This is a genomic window from Hydrocoleum sp. CS-953, assembly GCF_002260545.1.
GTDB lineage: Bacteria > Cyanobacteriota > Cyanobacteriia > Cyanobacteriales > Microcoleaceae > Trichodesmium.
In genome coordinates, this window is the sequence record NZ_LGSU01001497.1 from 1 (window position 1) to 18,453 (window position 18,453).

The 18,453-nt window shown below is 38.7% G+C and carries 12 protein-coding genes and 2 pseudogenes; 6 read left to right on the plus strand and 8 right to left on the minus strand.

Annotated features, from left to right (window positions below; genetic code table 11):
* A partial coding sequence (locus AFK68_RS33885) for a PhnD/SsuA/transferrin family substrate-binding protein (RefSeq protein WP_143438595.1) occupies nucleotides 1-470 on the minus strand: 470 nt, incomplete at its 3' end.
* A gap of 250 nt (nucleotides 471-720) precedes the next feature.
* Between AFK68_RS33885 and AFK68_RS33890 the strand changes: the two genes are divergently transcribed.
* The 5 genes from AFK68_RS33890 (at nucleotide 721) to AFK68_RS47590 (ending at nucleotide 7,841) form a co-directional block, all read left to right on the plus strand.
* A complete protein-coding gene (locus AFK68_RS33890; RefSeq protein WP_143438398.1) occupies nucleotides 721-960 on the plus strand; it encodes a hypothetical protein in 240 nt (79 codons plus the stop codon).
* Between the two features lie 529 nt (nucleotides 961-1,489).
* Complete coding sequence (locus AFK68_RS33895; RefSeq protein WP_094678784.1) at nucleotides 1,490-3,457, plus strand: AAA family ATPase; 1,968 nt, start codon at nucleotides 1,490-1,492, stop codon at nucleotides 3,455-3,457.
* 1,665 nt (nucleotides 3,458-5,122) lie between these two features.
* The coding region (locus AFK68_RS47580; protein WP_371357691.1) for a GAF domain-containing protein at nucleotides 5,123-6,150 on the plus strand (1,028 nt) is incomplete at its 3' end.
* Between the two features lie 191 nt (nucleotides 6,151-6,341).
* The coding region (locus tag AFK68_RS47585; protein ID WP_371357693.1) for a PAS domain-containing protein at nucleotides 6,342-7,008 on the plus strand (667 nt) is incomplete at its 3' end.
* 41 nt (nucleotides 7,009-7,049) lie between these two features.
* Nucleotides 7,050-7,841 (plus strand): sensor histidine kinase, encoded by a 792-nt coding sequence (locus AFK68_RS47590; RefSeq protein WP_371357694.1) that lies wholly within the window; start codon nucleotides 7,050-7,052, stop codon nucleotides 7,839-7,841.
* Between the two features lie 425 nt (nucleotides 7,842-8,266).
* Here the strand turns inward: AFK68_RS47590 and AFK68_RS47595 are convergent, their stop codons facing one another.
* On the minus strand, nucleotides 8,267-8,386 hold the full coding sequence (locus AFK68_RS47595; protein ID WP_371357608.1) for a DUF4896 domain-containing protein: 120 nt from the start codon (nucleotides 8,384-8,386) through the stop codon (nucleotides 8,267-8,269).
* 866 nt (nucleotides 8,387-9,252) lie between these two features.
* On the opposite strand from AFK68_RS47595, the gene AFK68_RS33910 reads away from it, so the two are divergent.
* Nucleotides 9,253-11,037 carry a bifunctional diguanylate cyclase/phosphodiesterase gene (locus AFK68_RS33910; RefSeq protein WP_094678790.1) on the plus strand — a complete coding sequence of 595 codons (1,785 nt, stop codon included), beginning with the start codon at nucleotides 9,253-9,255 and terminating at the stop codon, nucleotides 11,035-11,037.
* 732 nt (nucleotides 11,038-11,769) lie between these two features.
* On the opposite strand, the pseudogene AFK68_RS33915 reads toward AFK68_RS33910, so the two are convergent.
* The 6 genes and pseudogenes from AFK68_RS33915 to AFK68_RS33950 all read right to left on the minus strand — a co-directional run.
* Nucleotides 11,770-12,601, minus strand: a pseudogene (locus AFK68_RS33915) (flotillin family protein); the annotation flags it as partial.
* 7 nt (nucleotides 12,602-12,608) lie between these two features.
* On the minus strand, nucleotides 12,609-12,875 hold the full coding sequence (locus AFK68_RS33920) for a hypothetical protein (protein WP_094678792.1): 267 nt from the start codon (nucleotides 12,873-12,875) through the stop codon (nucleotides 12,609-12,611).
* A 1,059-nt stretch (nucleotides 12,876-13,934) separates the two neighbouring features.
* Nucleotides 13,935-14,866 (minus strand): annotated as a pseudogene (locus AFK68_RS33930) (flotillin family protein); the annotation flags it as partial.
* 379 nt (nucleotides 14,867-15,245) lie between these two features.
* Nucleotides 15,246-15,587, minus strand: a complete 342-nt coding sequence (locus tag AFK68_RS33935) for a hypothetical protein (RefSeq protein WP_094678795.1) — start codon at nucleotides 15,585-15,587, stop codon at nucleotides 15,246-15,248.
* A gap of 225 nt (nucleotides 15,588-15,812) precedes the next feature.
* Nucleotides 15,813-16,424, minus strand: a complete 612-nt coding sequence (locus tag AFK68_RS33945) for a DUF1449 family protein (protein ID WP_094678799.1) — start codon at nucleotides 16,422-16,424, stop codon at nucleotides 15,813-15,815.
* A 334-nt stretch (nucleotides 16,425-16,758) separates the two neighbouring features.
* The gene (locus tag AFK68_RS33950) at nucleotides 16,759-18,453 is read right to left on the minus strand and encodes an SDR family NAD(P)-dependent oxidoreductase (RefSeq protein WP_246844637.1); all 1,695 of its coding nucleotides are present in this window, start codon (nucleotides 18,451-18,453) and stop codon (nucleotides 16,759-16,761) included.

Below are 18,453 nucleotides of genomic sequence, written 5' to 3' on the forward strand. Positions count from 1 at the left end.
CTGGTATACGAAGGTCGTCCCGTTCTTCTATCAATATAGGCAACGATAGGTTCAAGCTTGGAATTCCGTTGTTTAGCTTTAACATAGGAAAATGGTCCTAAATAAGCCATTTGCACTTTTCCCTCTGCAATTAAATCAATTGCTGTGTCATAGTTTTCAGGAATTTGAATGTTAACGGGCAATCCTAATTTTTCTTCGAGATAATCAGCAAAAAGTTCGCGCTTCTCCTTTTGCTCCTCCGAATTTTGGGACGGAATCATGACGATACTTAAACTGCTCAGTTGTTGCTGTGAGTTTTCTGCGGGATCAACTGGCGAATTAAGATTGTTGCTTGACGATTTATTAGAATCAGATTGAGAATTTCCAATACAACCTGTGTTTAAAAAAGCAACTGTTAAACCAAGTAATATAACAATTAGTGGTTTTGGATAAGGATTTTTAAGCTTTGAAAATCTAGAGAAGTAACCCATTGTAATTTTCCTTGTTAACTTCCCTGGCGGGAAGTCCCGCGCTCTCCCGCAGGGGAGCGTCGGGATGAAAGCCAGGGCCAGGATTCGGATACCTTCATAAGCTAAACGTTTATAAGCCTTTGACAAGGTAGAAAGATTTTGTTATTATAAATTTCAACACAGGGGGAGGACATCACCTCTGTCTAAATAGCGGTCAGGGTTTCCCAGACTGAAGAAGCCCGCGTTTTCCCGTAAGGGCAACGTCGGGAGTATGTCAAGACGTTTGGTGTATTATTTAATTGAGGGAAGTCTTCCATTTTCCGCTCGCTCAGTCGATCCTAAAACTGAACAACAAAATGAAGTCAAGGAGAAAGTTACTGCTGATGCTGCCATTGGAGCGATCGCTCTAGCTTTTCTCAGAAATAGGGTTTGTGTCCCTCGTGACATGAGTGCAAAAGCTGCAGTTGCTTTTCAAACAGCAATTGATACAATGTTGTCTTGTATATACTAGACCTCTGGTGGAAAAGAGGGAGTAGGGAGTAGGGAGTAGGGAGTAGGGGGAAGAATAGATTATTTCTGTACGATAATTGATTTGATTTTTGATTATCGGAGAGGTCTACTAGAGTTTTAAGGGTAACACAGCCTTCCAGGCTGTAACAAGCAGGATGCTTGTGTTACCAAAAAACTGATAACCAGGACTTACGAAAAAATGAAATTATACACCACCTGTAGGGGTGAACAGTCGTTCGCATCTACAAGATATGCTGGTTATGCGTAAGTCCTGATTTAGATAAACCCGCCCCCAGAACGTTGGGTTATACCATTGGGGGCGGGTTTATTTAACAATCTGTGAAAACTCCTTGTACGGACGCCCTTATGCAACGTCCCTACTGTGAAACCCGCCCCTACAGAGTCTAATTCCCTCATGCACAGTCATTACCTGTGTCAGTCCACTACTAAACTATTAAGTTAATTTTTTTTAAGTTGAGGTGAAAATGAGGTAAAATTAAAAAGGTAATATTTTCGGAATTTTTCAGGTAATGATGCTTAACTTGCCTGGTTATCAAGAGACAAACCAAATATATGCCGGAAAACGTACCTTAGTATATCGCTCGATCCGGGAGAGCGATAACAGTCGAGTAGTCATCAAAGTTCTGCGGAATCCCTTTCCCCACTTCAATGACCTAGTGTGCTTCCGCAACCAATACGTTATTACTAGCCACTTAGAACATCCCTCAATTCTTCGGCCTCTAGCTTTAGAACGCTACGGCAACGGTTATGCCCTGGTAATGCCCGATGAAGGAGCGATCGCCCTCTCCAAGTATTGGCCTAACTCTGACCAAAACCTCATCAATTTTTTCAACATAGCCATTCAACTGGCTGAGGCACTTCACTATCTGACTCAACAACGCATCATCCACAAAGATATTAAGCCGAGTAATATCCTGATTCATCCCCAAACCCTTCAAGTTCAACTCCTAGACTTCAGTATCTCTAGCTTACTGCCCAAAGAACAGCAACAACTCATCAACCCCAATGTCCTAGAAGGAACCCTGGCCTATATGTCCCCGGAACAAAGAGGACGGATGAACCGGGGTATTGACTACCGTACCGATTTTTATTCTCTGGGTGTCACCTGTTTTCAACTGCTGACTGGACAATTGCCCTTTGCCACCAGAGACCCGATGGAGTTGCTGCATTCTCATCTGGTCGAGAAGGTAAAGTTTCCAGTAGATAGGTGGCAGAGGAAAGTACCAGAGGCGTTGCAGGCAATCGTAATTAAGTTGATGGCCAAGAATGCGGAAGAACGTTATCAGAGTGCGTTGGGGCTGAAATATGACTTGGAGCGATGTTTGCAGCAGTGGGAAGAGACAGAAACAATTATCCCCTTTGAACTTGGGGAGCGGGATGTATGCGATCGCTTCTTGATTCCTGAAAAGCTCTACGGACGGGAAGGGGAAGTCGAAAGGTTACTGGATACTTTTGAACAGGTAGCTAGGAAGGGTGACAAGGGAACTTCCAGAAGCCAACTTATTTTAGTGGCTGGTTTCTCAGGTATCGGCAAAACCGCAGTCGTGAATGAGGTGCATAAACCCATTGTCGAAAAACGAGGCTACTTTATCAAAGGAAAATTTTACCAATTCAATCGTAACATTCCTTTCTCTGCGTTCGTGGAAGCTTTTCGAGATTTAATGAGACAACTGCTGAGTGAAAGCGATACTGAACTCCAAAGTTGGAAGTCTAAAATTATGACTGCCCTTGGGGAAAGTGGGCAGGTCATCATTGATGTTATTCCCGAACTACAGCAGATTATTGGAGCGCAACCTCCTGCTGTTGAGCTATCCGGTACTGCTGCCAAAAATAGGTTTAATTTACTCTTCCAGAAATTCGCTCAAGTCTTTTCAACGCCAGAGCATCCGTTAGTTATATTTTTAGATGACTTACAATGGGTAGATTCGGCTTCCCTGAACTTGATGAATTTGTTAATGACGGATGTAGAAACAGGCTATCTGTTATTAATTGGAGCTTACCGAGACAACGAAGTCTCACCCACCCATCCCTTGATGTTAGCCTTAGATGGGCTGACTAAAGACGGGGCAATTCTGAATACCATTACCCTAGAACCCTTAACTCAAAATAGCCTCAATCATCTGGTAGCTGATACACTCCATTGTGGGGAGAAATTCGCCCAACCTATCACGGAGTTAGTTGATCAGAAGACTCAGGGAAATCCATTTTTTGCCACCCAGTTTCTCAAGGCTTTACATGAAGATGGGCTGATTGAGTTTGATAGGCAAGCTGGCCATTGGCAGTGTGATATCGTGCGAGTTCAGGATGCTGCTCTGACGGATGATGTAGTGGAATTTATGGCCTTGCAGTTACAAAAATTACCCATATCCACCCAAGAGATTCTCAAACTAGCTGCTTGCATTGGCAACCAATTTGATTTGGAAACGTTAGCCATTGTTTCTGAGCGATCGGATATCGAAACGGCAACAGCTTTGTGATCAGCACTGCAACAAGGTTTAGTTTTGCCTCAGAGTCAAATATACAAGTTCTATGTGGGTGGGGAAGAGCAGAAGTTAGAGTCAGATTCACAGATGCTCCATTATCGATTTCTCCATGACCGAATGCAGCAAGCGACATATTCTCTGATTCCCAATGACGAGCAGAAACAAACCACTCATCTGAAAATCGGACGGTTGTTACTGGAAAATACTCCAGAGGAGGTGCAGGACGAAAAGATTTTTGCAATTGTGAATCAGTTGAATTATGGAGTAGACTTGCTAACTACTCAGAGCGAACGCGAGCGCCTGGCTCAGTTAAATCTGACAGCAGGAGGTAAAGCTTTAGCCTCAACAGCTTATCGGGCAGCAGTTGAATATTTCAGTATCGGTCGAACGCTCTTACCTCAAGATTCCTGGAACTCTCATTACTCTCTTACTTTAGCCTTATACGAGTCAGAAATCGAGGGAGCTTATCTGAATGGTGACTTCGAGGAAATGGAGCAACTGGCGAAAGTATTAGATGTTCATACTGCTAACATTCTAGACCGCATCAAAGTTTATGAAGTCAAAATCAAAGCTTACTCAGCCCAAAACCAACTCAAAGAAGCGACCAATCTCGGGCTTGTCGTTTTAGATCAGTTAGGGGTGAATTTCCCGACTCCCGTGACACCAGATGACATTCAGGAAGGTTTCCAGGAAATTACCCCAAAGTTGAACGGTATAGAAATCGATCAATTAATCAATTTACCAGCGATGACTGCACCAGAAAAATTAGCTGCGATGCAAATTCTCTCGAATATATTTATCCCTGTTTATATTGTTGCTCCCAACCTACTGCCTCTGGTGGTATGTAAACAAGTTATTATTTCTGTTGAATATGGTAATTCCCCCGAATCAGCAGTTGCTTATACAAATTACGGGTTAATTATGTGTGGAATTGTGGGAGATATTGAGACAGGTTATCAATTTGGAAAACTGGGTTTGTCTGTTTTATCAAAACTAAATATCAATCAACTTAAATCTAAAGTATTTAATGTGGCTTATTCTTGCGTTATCCATTGGAAAGAACCATTGAGAGCAATTTTAAAGCCCCTTCAAGAATCTTATACCAATGGAATAGAAACGGGAGATTTAGAATTTGCTGGCTATGCAGCTTTAATTTATTGTTATGGTGTCTTTTTGGTGGGAAATAATCTTGATGAAGTGAGAGCAGATATAGAGAAATACTATTATGCACTCCAGAAAATCAAGCAAGAAACAAGTTTAAATTATATCGCTATTTTTTGGCAGTCTGTACTAAATTTACAGAATGAATCTAAAAGTCGGTGCTATTTAAAGGGTGAGGTTTATGATGAGGAGCAAAAGCTATTACACCATCATAACTCCAACGATATTACAGCGATAAGTTACTTGTATTTTAATAAACTAATCCTCTGTTATTTATTTGGAGAATTCGATCTGGCTCTCAGAAATGCAGCAGAATTTGAAAAATATTCAGAAGGACAGACAGGTATAGCTGTAATACCGATTTTTTATTTTTATGATTCTCTAACACACCTTGCCTTATATAAGGAGACTAAGGTTGGTGCAGAGGAAAGGGAAAGTATTTTACAGCGGGTTGCTGCCAATCAAGAAAAGATGAAAAATTGGGCACATCATGCACCGATGAATCATCAACATAAGGTCGATCTGGTGGAAGCCGAAAAAAGTCGCATCTTAGGACAGAATTATCAAGCTGGGGATTTTTACGATCGTGCCATTTTTGGAGCTAAAGAAAATAAATACCTTCAAGAAGAAGCCCTGGCTAACGAACTTGCTGGGAAGTTTTATCTAGATTTAGGCAAAGAAAAAATCGCTGCTAGCTACCTGCAAGAAGCCTATTATAGCTATGTCAAGTGGGGCGCTAAAGCTAAAACTGATGACTTAGAACAGCGCTACCCCCATTTGCTACAGCCTATTCTACACCAGGTAAACCCAAGCAATTCTCTAGAAACTTTAGCCGAGCTTGCTAGCGATTCCTCGCTTTCGCTCCTGACTTCCATTACAGACAAATCCACTTCAAACAACAACCTCAATACAACCCTAGATTTAGCAACTATTCTCAAAGCCTCTCAGAGTATTTCGAGCATCATTCAACTTGATGAACTTCTGCAGCAACTAACTCAAATTATTCTACAAAACTCAGGAGGCGATCGCTGTGCCTTAATCCTCCCTGACCCTGAAGGAAACTGGCAGGTTGAAGCCATTACCACACTGAAAACGACTGAAGTTTGTACACAGTCTTTAGAAGGCAACCCTAACCTACCCGTTAACCTGATTTACTATGTCAAAAATACCCAAGAGATAGTAATGATTGACGCTCGGAAAACAGATTTACCAGTCATTGATGAGTATCTGAGCCAAGAATTTCCCCAGAGTATTCTGTGTTTGCCACTGCTGAATCAACAAAAATTAATTGGAATTCTGTATTTGCAAAATAAATTAGCCAGTGGTGTCTTTACGAGCGATCGCCTGCTAATTCTCAAATTCCTCTGTACCCAAGCTGCCATTTCCCTTGAAAAAGCCCGGCTGTATAAGCAATCCCAATCCTATGCCCAGCAGTTAGAAGTTTCCTTGAGCAAATTACAGGCTAGTGAAACTCGCTTTCGCTATCTAGCTGCCAACATTCCAGGGATGCTCTATCAACTCTTAATNAGCCAGTGGTGTCTTTACGAGCGATCGCCTGCTAATTCTCAAATTCCTCTGTACCCAAGCTGCCATTTCCCTTGAAAAAGCCCGGCTGTATAAGCAATCCCAATCCTATGCCCAGCAGTTAGAAGTTTCCTTGAGCAAATTACAGGCTAGTGAAACTCGCTTTCGCTATCTAGCTGCCAACATTCCAGGGATGCTCTATCAACTCTTAATTGCACCTGATGGATCGACGACAGTTCCTTATGCAAGCTCTGGTTGTCTGGATATATATGAGGTATCTGCTGAAGAAATGATGGCTGGCAAATATAGTTTCCGAGACTTTGAACATCCTGAAGATAGCCTACTAATTGATGGAATGGTTGCTGACCTTCACCAGACACTGCAACAGTTCAACCTAGAATTTCGTATTGTAACACCGTCAGGAATAGTGAAATGGATTCAAGCAGTAGCCCATCCTATTAAACAAGCAGATGGCTCAATTATCTGGGATGGTGTAGTGATGGATGTTAGCGATCGGAAAAATATCGAAGCAGAGCGGGAAAAATTATTGCTAGAATTAGCCAAAGTCAATCGGAAATTAGAGCAAGCAAACCAGGAATTAGGTAATTATTCCCAGACATTGGAGCAAAAAGTTGAAGAGCGCACTACCGAACTTAAAGCAGCCCAACAACGCATTATTGCCCAGGAAAAATTGGCTTCTCTAGGGACTCTCACCGCAGGTGTCGCCCATGAACTACGCAACCCTCTCAACTTTGTCAAAAACTATGCTGAAGGTTCCATCGAACTTTCTCAAGAACTATTGGATACCCTCGAACCTGTAATTTCCACTCTAGATCCAGAAACTTTAGAATTGACCCAATNACTTAAAGCAGCCCAACAACGCATTATTGCCCAGGAAAAATTGGCTTCTCTAGGGACTCTCACCGCAGGTGTCGCCCATGAACTACGCAACCCTCTCAACTTTGTCAAAAACTATGCTGAAGGTTCCATCGAACTTTCTCAAGAACTATTGGATACCCTCGAACCTGTAATTTCCACTCTAGATCCAGAAACTTTAGAATTGACCCAATCTATAATTGATGATTTGCAGGAAAATGCGACAACGATCTCCCATCATAGCGTTCGGGCTACACAGATTATCGAAACTATGATGCAACATACTCGTGTAGAGTATAAGGAATCTATCCCTCAGTCTACCCATCTCCATGACTTGCTAGACCAAGCTATAAAGCTAGTCTCTCACAGTAAACAACAGCAGGAGAAGTCTTTTAACCCCTCCATTCGCACTAACTATGCTGACAATTTGGACTTAGTTAAAGTGATTCCTAGCAGTTTCATCCGTGCATTGCTCAACTTGATGGACAATTCCTTTCATGCCATGCGCTCGAAGCAAAATCAACTTAGAGCTAATTCTCCTGTAGGGAAAATTGACTATACTCCTACCCTATGGGTTTCTACCCATCTGAGATCAGAGGAAGTGGAAATACGAATTCGTGATAATGGCTGTGGGATTGAACCAGCTATGAAGTCCAAAATATTAGACCCGTTCTTTACGACTAAACCACCGGGAGAAGGGACAGGATTGGGCCTATCACTGACCCACGATATTATTGTCAAGCAGCATCAAGGAAGTATAAATATTAATAGTGAATTGGGTGAGTTTACGGAAGTGATTGTGAGACTACCTAATTAGGGTTTTCTGAAAAAGTCCTTTTTAAGGAGTAGGGGAGTAATATCAAATCCGGTAGTATTGGTATAAAAAAGCAGAGAAACCGGGTTTGTCTCAAATGCCCTTGTAGGGACGTTGCATAACAAAAATGCGTTTCATGTCGCGCAGCGATACGTCCCTACCATTGACCTCCCACAAACCCGGTTTCTTGTTACTCCGAGGCAAGCAGATTTGATATAATTTTTGGGGTAATCTCTTGCCCAAAATACTAACTTGTTGAGCATAAAGAGCTGAGAACTAGGTACTTTTTCCAGACCTAAAAATACTAAAACCTTTATCTGTAAATTCTGTGATATTTAATCAGCAGAGCAATAATTCTTTATTTGTAATATCATGTCCGGTAGCATCAGTATTGTATAGGGAAGTTCAATAATTCTTTATTTGTAATATCATGTCCGGTAGCATCGGTATTGTATAGAGAAGTTCAATAATTGATAATTGATAATGGATAATTGATAATTACCTCTCCCTAAAAGGAAGAGGATTGAATAAAAGGAAAATAAATTCATTGTTTCTCCTTTAAAGAAGAGGCTTTAAACCTTANGATAATTACCTCTCCCTAAAAGGAAGAGGATTGAATAAAAGGAAAATAAATTCATTGTTTCTCCTTTAAAGAAGAGGCTTTAAACCTTAATTATTCGGTAAGGAAGAAGGCTTGAGTTATCTAGGAGAGAAGAAAGAAGGAAGAAGAAAGAAGAAAAGGAAAAACTTACATAAGGTAAATATTTCCCCAACTTTTACACGACGCGACCATAGCAGCGGACATGATATAACAATTAATAATTAATAATTACCTCTTCTTAAAAAGAAGAGGATTGGTTCAGAGGAAATTTTTTTCTCCCTGAAAGGAGAGACTTTAAACCTTAATTTTTCACTAATAAAGAAGGAAGAAGGCTTTAGTTATCTAGGAAAGAAGGAAGAAGTTTTAAAAGAAAGAAAAACTCTAAGATAAGGTAGATATTTCTCCATTTTTTACACAAACGATACCAACAGATATGATATAAGTATTCAACCGTAGATATTTATATAGACAAATTTTAGATAAACTGAGAAATCAAGTTAAGATATATAATCACAGAATTAACTTGACTAAAAGTCAAATTCTATCCCTGGATGAATTTAATTTTAAATTCTTTATATAGAATCAGAATCAGGATTGTGTATTAAGTAAGCGATCGCTTACTTTTTTTTACTAATGTTAGTGTAATAACATTTTTGGTAATTTAATTTATAGTAATATATAGTNTAAGCTCCTAGAAAAGAGAGCCGAAAAGTATTAAGTAAGCGATCGCTTACTTTTTTTTACTAATGTTAGTGTAATAACATTTTTGGCAATTTAATTTATAGTAATATATAGTTATATCTAATATGTTAGATGAATAATATTCTTTCTCAATCAGCAACCCCTGAAGAACAAAAAGCCCAAATAGCCAAAATCCTAGTCGTTGATGATGAAATTGAGCTTCAACGCCTAATCAAACAGCGCTTCCGGAAAAATATTCGAGCCAAGGAATTTGATTTTGTTTTTGTACAAAATGGGATAGAAGCCTTGAATAAACTCAAGCAGGAAGGCCATATTGATGTTGTGCTGACTGATATTAATATGCCAGAAATGGATGGTTTAACTCTACTAGGTGAGCTATCCGATATTGATGACAACATTAAAGCAGTTGTACTTTCTGCATACGGCGATCTGACTAATATTAGAACTGCAATGAATCGAGGAGCATTTGACTTCCTAACCAAACCCATTGATTTTCAAGACTTAGAAACCACGATCAGAAAAACTTTACAGTTTGTTCAAAAGATGCGAAAGAAGCAAGAACAAATTGAAAAAATGTATGCTCAACTCGAATACGATGCAGTTCATGATGCTCTTACAGGATTACCGAATCGAATCTTATTAGATAATTTATTACAACATAATATTTCCTATGCTGAACGCTACCCTGACTATTTATATGCTGTTTTGTTTATCGACTTAGACCGCTTCAAAGTTGTCAATGACAGTTTGGGGCACTCTGTGGGAGACAGTCTTCTGGCAGCAGTTGCAGAACGATTAAAAGTTTCTGTTCGAGGTTCAGACACAGTTGCTCGTTTTGGTGGAGATGAATTTGTGATTCTACTCGAAGAACTCAATAATATCCATGAAGTGATCTCGATAACCAAAAGGATTCAGCAAAAGTTCAACCAAGCCTTCTTACTCAATGAATATGAAATTCATCTCGGAGCTAGTATTGGAATTGCTCTCAGCACTAGACAATATCAGAAAGCAGACGAGTTACTCCGAGATGCTGATGCTGCCATGTATTGTGCCAAAGCTAAAGGCCAAAATCAGTATGTGATTTTTGATCCGACTATCCAAGCAAGTGCGATGGAACGATTACAACTGGAAAATAAACTTCGACAAGCAATTGAGCGGGAAGATTTTTCTCTGTATTATCAACCAATTATTGAAGTGACTACAGGTTATTTGAGTGGGTTTGAAGCATTGATTCGCTGGTTTACTCCTGATGGAAGCATCTCTCCAAGTAAGTTTATTCCTGTTGCGGAGGAAACTGGGTTGATTACTCCTTTGGGATGGTGGGTGTTTCAAGAAGCTTGTCGTCAGCTACAAGATTGGCGAAATAAATTCCCTCAACAGCAATCCCTACTGCTAAATATTAATTTCTCAACTATCCAGCTCAAGCAAAGTGATTTATTGGAGAATATTCAAGCTATTCTAGATGCTACTCAGTTACCCGGAAGTAGTCTGAAACTGGAAATTACTGAAAGTTGTCTTTTAGAAAATTCTGAAGCTCAGATTCAGGTGCTACAAGAATTGAAAGATTTAGGAATTAATATTTGTATTGATGACTTTGGTACAGGTTACTCCTCACTCAGTCGCCTCCATGAATTTCCCATTGACACTTTAAAAATTGACCGATCGTTCGTGACGCGGATGGAGAGTAACTTAGGTGGTTTAGAAATGGTCAAGATGATTATTGCACTTGCTCATAGTCTGAACATGAATGTTGTAGCAGAAGGAGTCGAAACAGAAACTCAACTACAACAACTAAAAGCTCTAGGATGTGAATTTGCCCAAGGATATTTTTTAGCAAAGCCTTTAGATAAAGTTGCGGCTGAAGAGTTTCTCCAAAGATCGGGAGTAGGGGAGTAGGGGAGTAGGGGAGTAGGGAAGTAGGGGAGTAGGGAAGTAGGGGAGTAATTTTTTTTGGAGCATAAAGAGCGGAAAACTAGGTACTTTTTGAATAGTGATAATTAAAACTCGTAGTTGGGCTTGAGCAAGAAGCATAGAAATTTCTGGGGCTGAGAGCTATACTACAAACAAAAACTGGTGGTGGTGCATTGTAATTATTTTTGTTATAAGACACCGTAGTGGGAGAATTTTGTTCCCTGTAGGGACGTTGCATGCAACGTCCCTACTATGCAGAGTATCCTACTACGCTGACTGCTTATTTAACTTCTGACTTGCGACTCCTGACTTCAGGTTTATCAGTTCCTGCTGTCAGACTTTCCAGGGTAGCAGCGACATCAATACCAGCAGTTTGCTTTAACTCCTCAAAGAAAGCAGCCATTTTTGTAGCATTGCTTCCACCTTGAGAATTAATCACAGTCACATTATCCATCTCTACCTCTGGCACAGTGGAGACCATAATCTTCAACAACTCCTCCAATTTCTGATACAGAAAAACCTCCCGCGCATTTTCACCAGCAGCTTTCCAAGACTCCGCCAATTTGCGAATACCTTCAGCTTGTGCTTTTCCTGGTTCCACAATAGCAGCAGCATCTCCCTTCGCCTGAGCGATCGCCCGCTTACATTGGGCTTCCGCAGGAGCAACCACATCCGCCTGTAACTGTTGTTCAACCTGTTTGATCCGTTCCTTCTGTNCCTCAGCCTGAGTCCGTGCTACTTCCGAGCCAATATCTGCTTCTGCTTCAGCTACAACAGCTTGCCGTTTCGTCATCGCATCTTTAATCCGCCTTTCTGCCTCTGCGCGAGCCATAGCAATCTCAGTTTCTATCTGTTTGAGAGAAGTATTCTTATGGTTTTCTGCAGCGCGTATGATTGATTCTGCCTGAGTTTTAGCTTCAGCAATGCGAGAATCTCGTACAAGTTCCGCTTGTTGCTTACGACCGATAGAATCAAGATATCCCACTTCATCGGAAATATTCTGAATTTGCAGAGTATCTAATACCAAACCTAATTTTTCCAAGTCGTCTTCTGCTTCTTCTAGTAAGTTTTTCGCAAAAGCAATTTTATCCTCATTCACCTGTTCCGGTGTTAGAGAAGCTAACACACCACGCAAATTTCCCTCTAAAGTTTCCTGAGCTAACTTTTCAATTTCCTGGCGAGTTTTTCCTAGTAACCGCTCAATTGCATTATGAATAGTAGGTTCCTCACCAGCAATTTTGATATTTGCCACACTTTCCACCGTCAGGGGAATACCACCTTTAGAATAAGCATTATTAACCTTGAGTTCAATAATCATATTACTCAAGTCCATGCGAAAAGCTTGTTCTAATAGGGGAACGCGAACGCTACTACCTCCTTTAACAAGGCGATACCCAACTTTTTTCTTGGTGTCTCCAACACGGTGACGACCGCCTGCAAAAATTAGGACTTCACTTGGTTGACAAATGTAATAAAGGTTGCGAATTACAAATACACCCGCACCCGTTCCTAGACCGAAAACTCCTAGTAATGCTAATACTATTTCCATGTTTTTTTTACTCCTTCATTAATGGATAATTGATAATTGATAATTGGGCGTTGGTAATTTGAGGTATGATACCATGTCCGGATAAGAGCGCGATAGAACTTCCCATCTTGTTGAGGCAACCAAAAAACTTTCTCCTTCTACTCTTCTTTAGTTCTTCTTTCTTCCCTCCTGACTCCTGACTGCTGACTCCTAAGTAATTAAGATTAATATAATACACTAATTTACCAACGCCGATAATTGATAATGGATAATGAAAACTATCTCTAATAGACATCTCCAAAAATTAAAAATTTAATCAATTCTCATCCATAAATTATCTATTATTTCTTCCTGTTTCCTGTTTCCTCTTTTCTGGAGATGTCTAATTAAGTAGGTAGGAAGGAATAAAAAACGTCACTATATAACGAAATATTAAAGCAGCTAAAACCCTTGAGATTGCTTGCTTCCACTCCGTTCCAGTCGCAATGACATACTTTTCAATAATGGATAATGGATAATGGATAATGGATAATTGATAATTACCTCTCCCTAAAACAGATTGGATTGAATAAAAGGAAAATAAATTCATTGTTTCTCCAAGGCGAGTGAGAGGCTTTAAACCTTAATTATTCGGTAAATTTTTTCACCTACCTACTTATCAATTATCCATTGCCTTATTTTTGAGCCTCCAGAAATTCAACTTTCTTGCCATTTTGACTGCTGAAGTTACCTGTGACATCAACGCCAAGGGTTTGATTAACATTCTTGAGGAACTGACGGAAGATTTCTGGATAAGCATTTACCAAGCTAGCGATGGACTTACCATCCCCACTATCAATAACTTTAACATTTTCCAGCTTAACTTGTCCTGGAATTTTAGCAGACTCGCGCAAAATCATACTAATTTGCTGTAAGTAGAATAACTCGGCAGCATCCTTACCAGTTTCCTGCCAAACTAAGGATAGCATATCGTTAACCAAGGCTTCAGCTTGAGCATTTTCTGAGAGTGAAGCAGCATTTCCCCTAGCGACTAATTCTCTTGCTTCCCGTTGTGCTTCTGCTGGTAATACTTCGTCTGCTTCGAGACGTAACCTTTCTAAGTCGGCACGGACTGTTTGCAATAATTGTTCTGCTCTGGCCCTAGCTTCTTTCCCTGCTGCTATAGTTCGTTCTTCTTCTGAACGCGCTTGCTGTTCCAATTCAGCTTTGATTTTGCGAAGTTCGTTTTCTTTCTGAACTATTAATGTAGCTGCCTGAGTTTTGGCAATTTCTGACTCTCGTTTAGAGTCTGCTTCTGTTTGCTCTGCTTCTGCTTTAGCGTTAGACTCAGCAATTTCGGCATCTCGGCGGATCNGCTCTGGCCCTAGCTTCTTTCCCTGCTGCTATAGTTCGTTCTTCTTCTGAACGCGCTTGCTGTTCCAATTCAGCTTTGATTTTGCGAAGTTCGTTTTCTTTCTGAACTATTAATGTAGCTGCCTGAGTTTTGGCAATTTCTGACTCTCGTTTAGAGTCTGCTTCTGTTTGCTCTGCTTCTGCTTTAGCGTTAGACTCAGCAATTTCGGCATCTCGGCGGATCATGGCAATTTGTTTGCGACCGATGGAATTTAGGTAGTCTACATCATCAGAAACGCTTTGAATTTTGAGGATGTCTAGTTGCAGACCTAATTTAGCTAAGTCACGACTCACGTCTTCGGCAATTCGTTCGGCAAATTGCAGGCGGTCTTCATTAAGTTGTTCTGGGGTGAGGGTGGCGACAACTCCCCGCAGGTTTCCTTCTAGGGTTTCTCTGGCAACACGGGTAATTTCTGAGCGATCGCGGTCTAGAAATCTTTCTATGGCATTGCCTACCACTTTGGGGTCGTTAGAAACTTTAATATTAGCGATCGCTTGAATATTTAGTGGGGTACCTCCTTTGGAGTAAGCATTACGGACTTCCACAGGAACTGGCATTGTTCGCAAGTCCATTATTTTAGTTGTTTCCAGAATTGGAATGGGAATTGCTCTACCACCAAAGATTACCCGATAACCAACTGTTTGCCCTTCTTTTGTCCGCCGTTTACGACCGGATAAAATTAGAATTTCATTAGGTTTACAAATTTGTATGAATGTATTGATAAACCAGATGAGTATTATGACTCCAAATATAGATAGAGCCATGGGCAAACCTGTATTAACTTCTTTTATTAATAAGTTATTAGTTTGGTTAGTTTCTAAAACTCTAGGATCTTGGGCAATTTCTACTGTAGTTATTTCGGTTTTTCCTGGCTCAACAAATTGACTTTTCATTAGCTAAATTTCCTCATTACAAAGTGTGCAATTAATTAATAGATTTCTGGATCAAATGAAATTAAAATAAATTACCACACAGACAATATATCAACGATCGTTTTCTATTCTTTTTGATCAAAAAAATCAACTTAATAGAAGTCTCACAATTCATCAATACTTTTGACTGTTTATTTTTAACTTAGTCCAAATATACCTCTGGTGCTAAAGGTCAACTACGAGAGCTATAGTAATCCTAAATAGGTCGTGATAAATTAAAAAGTAGATAAAAAACTTGAAACTCCGGCCTGTTAAGAGTTCCCTAAAAAGCAGTAAGATTTTTGCCACGAATATGCGGAGGATTGCTATACTATTATTAAGTGTTTTACAGAACATAATATTATTCCTGGTTATGAAAAAATGATGGGGAAACTACCCACACCTGATTATTTTCAGTGCCCACAATAAATACTTTTTCTCCCTTAGTAAATTCTTTAGATTCTTCTGTGCGGGCAATTAGCTGAAGATTAGACCCCTTAATACTTAGACTAACTTTACCCCTACTATTAGTATCAAATGGAATTTCTACAATGCAAGGTAAACCCAAAAAATCTTGAGGACTAACTAAACTATTTATAACTTGTCGTTGACGAAAAATCGACAATAACAATACTATTAACATCCCGCCAAATATTCCCACAGCCACTGAAATATAGGCTAGCATTAAAATTTGATTTTTCATCCTGATTTATTCCTCAGTAAAAAATCCTAAGATTTATTCTCAGATGACCNCAAGGTAAACCCAAAAAATCTTGAGGACTAACTAAACTATTTATAACTTGTCGTTGACGAAAAATCGACAATAACAATACTATTAACATCCCGCCAAATATTCCCACAGCCACTGAAATATAGGCTAGCATTAAAATTTGATTTTTCATCCTGATTTATTCCTCAGTAAAAAATCCTAAGATTTATTCTCAGATGACCTAGCCATCCAATCTTCTGATACTACCCATGCTCTATTATTTTCTACTCCCACTATAAACACTTTTTCTCCCCTAGTAAAGTCCTTATTTTCTTCACTAAAAGCAGTAAATGCTACCATAGACTCTTTAACATTTACTTGGATTTTACCTTTACTATTTTTATCAAAAGGAATTTCGACTATTCCCGAAAGACCAAGCAAATCATCACTACGCACCAGGCTATTAGCGGGACGATTTTTTAAGGTATATAATATATAAGCCATAATTGTCCCACATAAAATACCAACAATGATAGAAATAATGGCAATTATAGTAGGTGAAAGATTGGTAGAAATATTGGATAACAAAATTCCAGTTAAGCCAAAAAAGCAACTGCCAAAAGTCCAGAATTTTAAGCTTAAAAATGGTAACCATAACCGCCGACGAGGCCGATGATATATTGAGGTATTATCTTCTTTATTTTTTTGGTCAATAATTTCTAAGTCTGGCTCAAAGTCTTGGTCAAAATCTACGCCATCTAGACCAGCAAATGCCGAAAGTGCCACAAATGCTCCACCAATAATTAGACAGAAAACATAAGCTGATTCCATAATTTGTCCTTCATAATTTTTAGTAACCTTTTATCTATTTATATTGTGACAAATTAGTTTCCCTATTTACCAATTTGTAAAAAAAATTTGTAAATGGAGAACTACCTGCTATATCATCAGTAGGAATCTTAATTATTATGAAAATTTTTTGATTAAGTAGGGAGCAGGGAGTAGGGAGTATAGAAGATCCCATCGGTTCCAAGCTTCATATTTTCTTGCAAAACACTCTCTAATCAAGTTTTTTGCACTATTAAAACACAATCAAGCTCTCAAATTTAGTCACAGGAATAATTTAACTTCTGAGTTCAGCTATACCTTAGCAGTATGATAATTACTATAAGAATACAGGCTCCTGAAAATTAGGATTATAATTAGGCAAAATATTAATCGTAGGTTGAGTTACTCGTAAAGTCAATGAGAGTCTAACTTGACCACTGGTATTACATATAGATCGATGAACAAGTTCATCTGTAAACATCACAAATTCACCAGGCTTGAGAACAACTGGTATTGTTTTTTCTGCTAATGTATTTGTAATTTTAAAAAAATCATTTCCACTAAAAGGGTCTGTCATATTTACAGATAAATTATTGTCGATATGAGTATTAGGTATAAACTCAAAGCCGTTAAATTCATTGACTTCAGTTAAGGCAATATAAACATTAATTGTCTTACCCACTCCAGAAAGTAATTTGGGATAAGAGTCTCTATGCCACAACGGGATTAATTGTTTTGCAGGATAATTTACCCATAGTTCAGAACGCCACAATACTAATTTTTCTCCTAAATATTGTTGTAATTTTTCCAATAAATTCTCATCCTGACATAATTTCCATACTGCCGGGGAATCAAGATGTCTTTCCATGTTAAATTCTCGCTTCCAAATTTGGATTAATAATAGAAAAGCAGCACCAATTTTGAACTTCAATATAAAACTAAAAAACTTCAATAGTAATAATTTACTGGGAGGTTTAGGTAAGACTTCTTGAAAAATTGTTTGGGCAATTTGACTAAGTTCAGTAGAATCTAATTTGAGAGAGTAAGGACCAGAAATTCCCAGAAAATTATCATAATTTGTTGTGGAATTAATTATTTTTTTCTGGCATCCAGTCCAGATTAAACTTTTTTTCCATAGTGTTTGGGCTAAGTCAATATCTGTTGCTATTTTTGGCAAAGGAATTTCCTGACTTTGAGAGTCGAAAAATTTTCCAGTCACATCTGTTAGTTGTTGAGACTGGGCACAAAACAATGTACTATTAGCACCTTTTTCTGGAGAAATACCTAAACTTAAATATTTACTCAAATGATGCCAAATCGTAATATTAGATTGTACGAATCCTGGATGAACTGCATTAACAGTTACATTTGTATTCTCTAGCTGTCTTGTGAGTTCAGTTGTCAGAAGTAATAGACATAATTTAGAGACAGAGTAAAGTTCTAAAAAATTAATGGGTGTTTTTTTAACTAATAAATTCCAGGGAATAGCTTTTGGTTTTAATGCCAGATCGGAAGCCACCATAATAATTCTACTAGCTCCGGAATTTTTGAGTTTTTCCAACAAAAGATAAGTCAAAAGAAAATGACCTAGATAATTAGTTCCCCAAATTAATTCAAAACCTTCTTGAGTAGTCCCTTTGTGATTGAAAATACCAGCATTATTAACTAAAATATGTAAGGAAAGTTTTCTGCTTAAAAATAAATCAACAAATTGAATTACTGAATTTAAAGAAGCTAGATTAAGGGGTAAAAATTCAACATTTTGATTTCCACTATTCTGACGAATATAATCTACAGCTTTCTCAGCTTTAATAACAGAACGGCAGGCAATAATTACATGACACCCTGCTTTTGCCAGACCAACAGCAGTCATTAAACCAACACCAGAATTAGCACCTGTAACAATACATACTTTATTTTGTAAATCTTGATTCATAACTTGAAAAATATTGGTGATTAAATTATAACTTAATTGTTGAGAAAACAGTAAAAACAGGGAATAATAATTAATAGCCACTAAAAATAAGGCCAA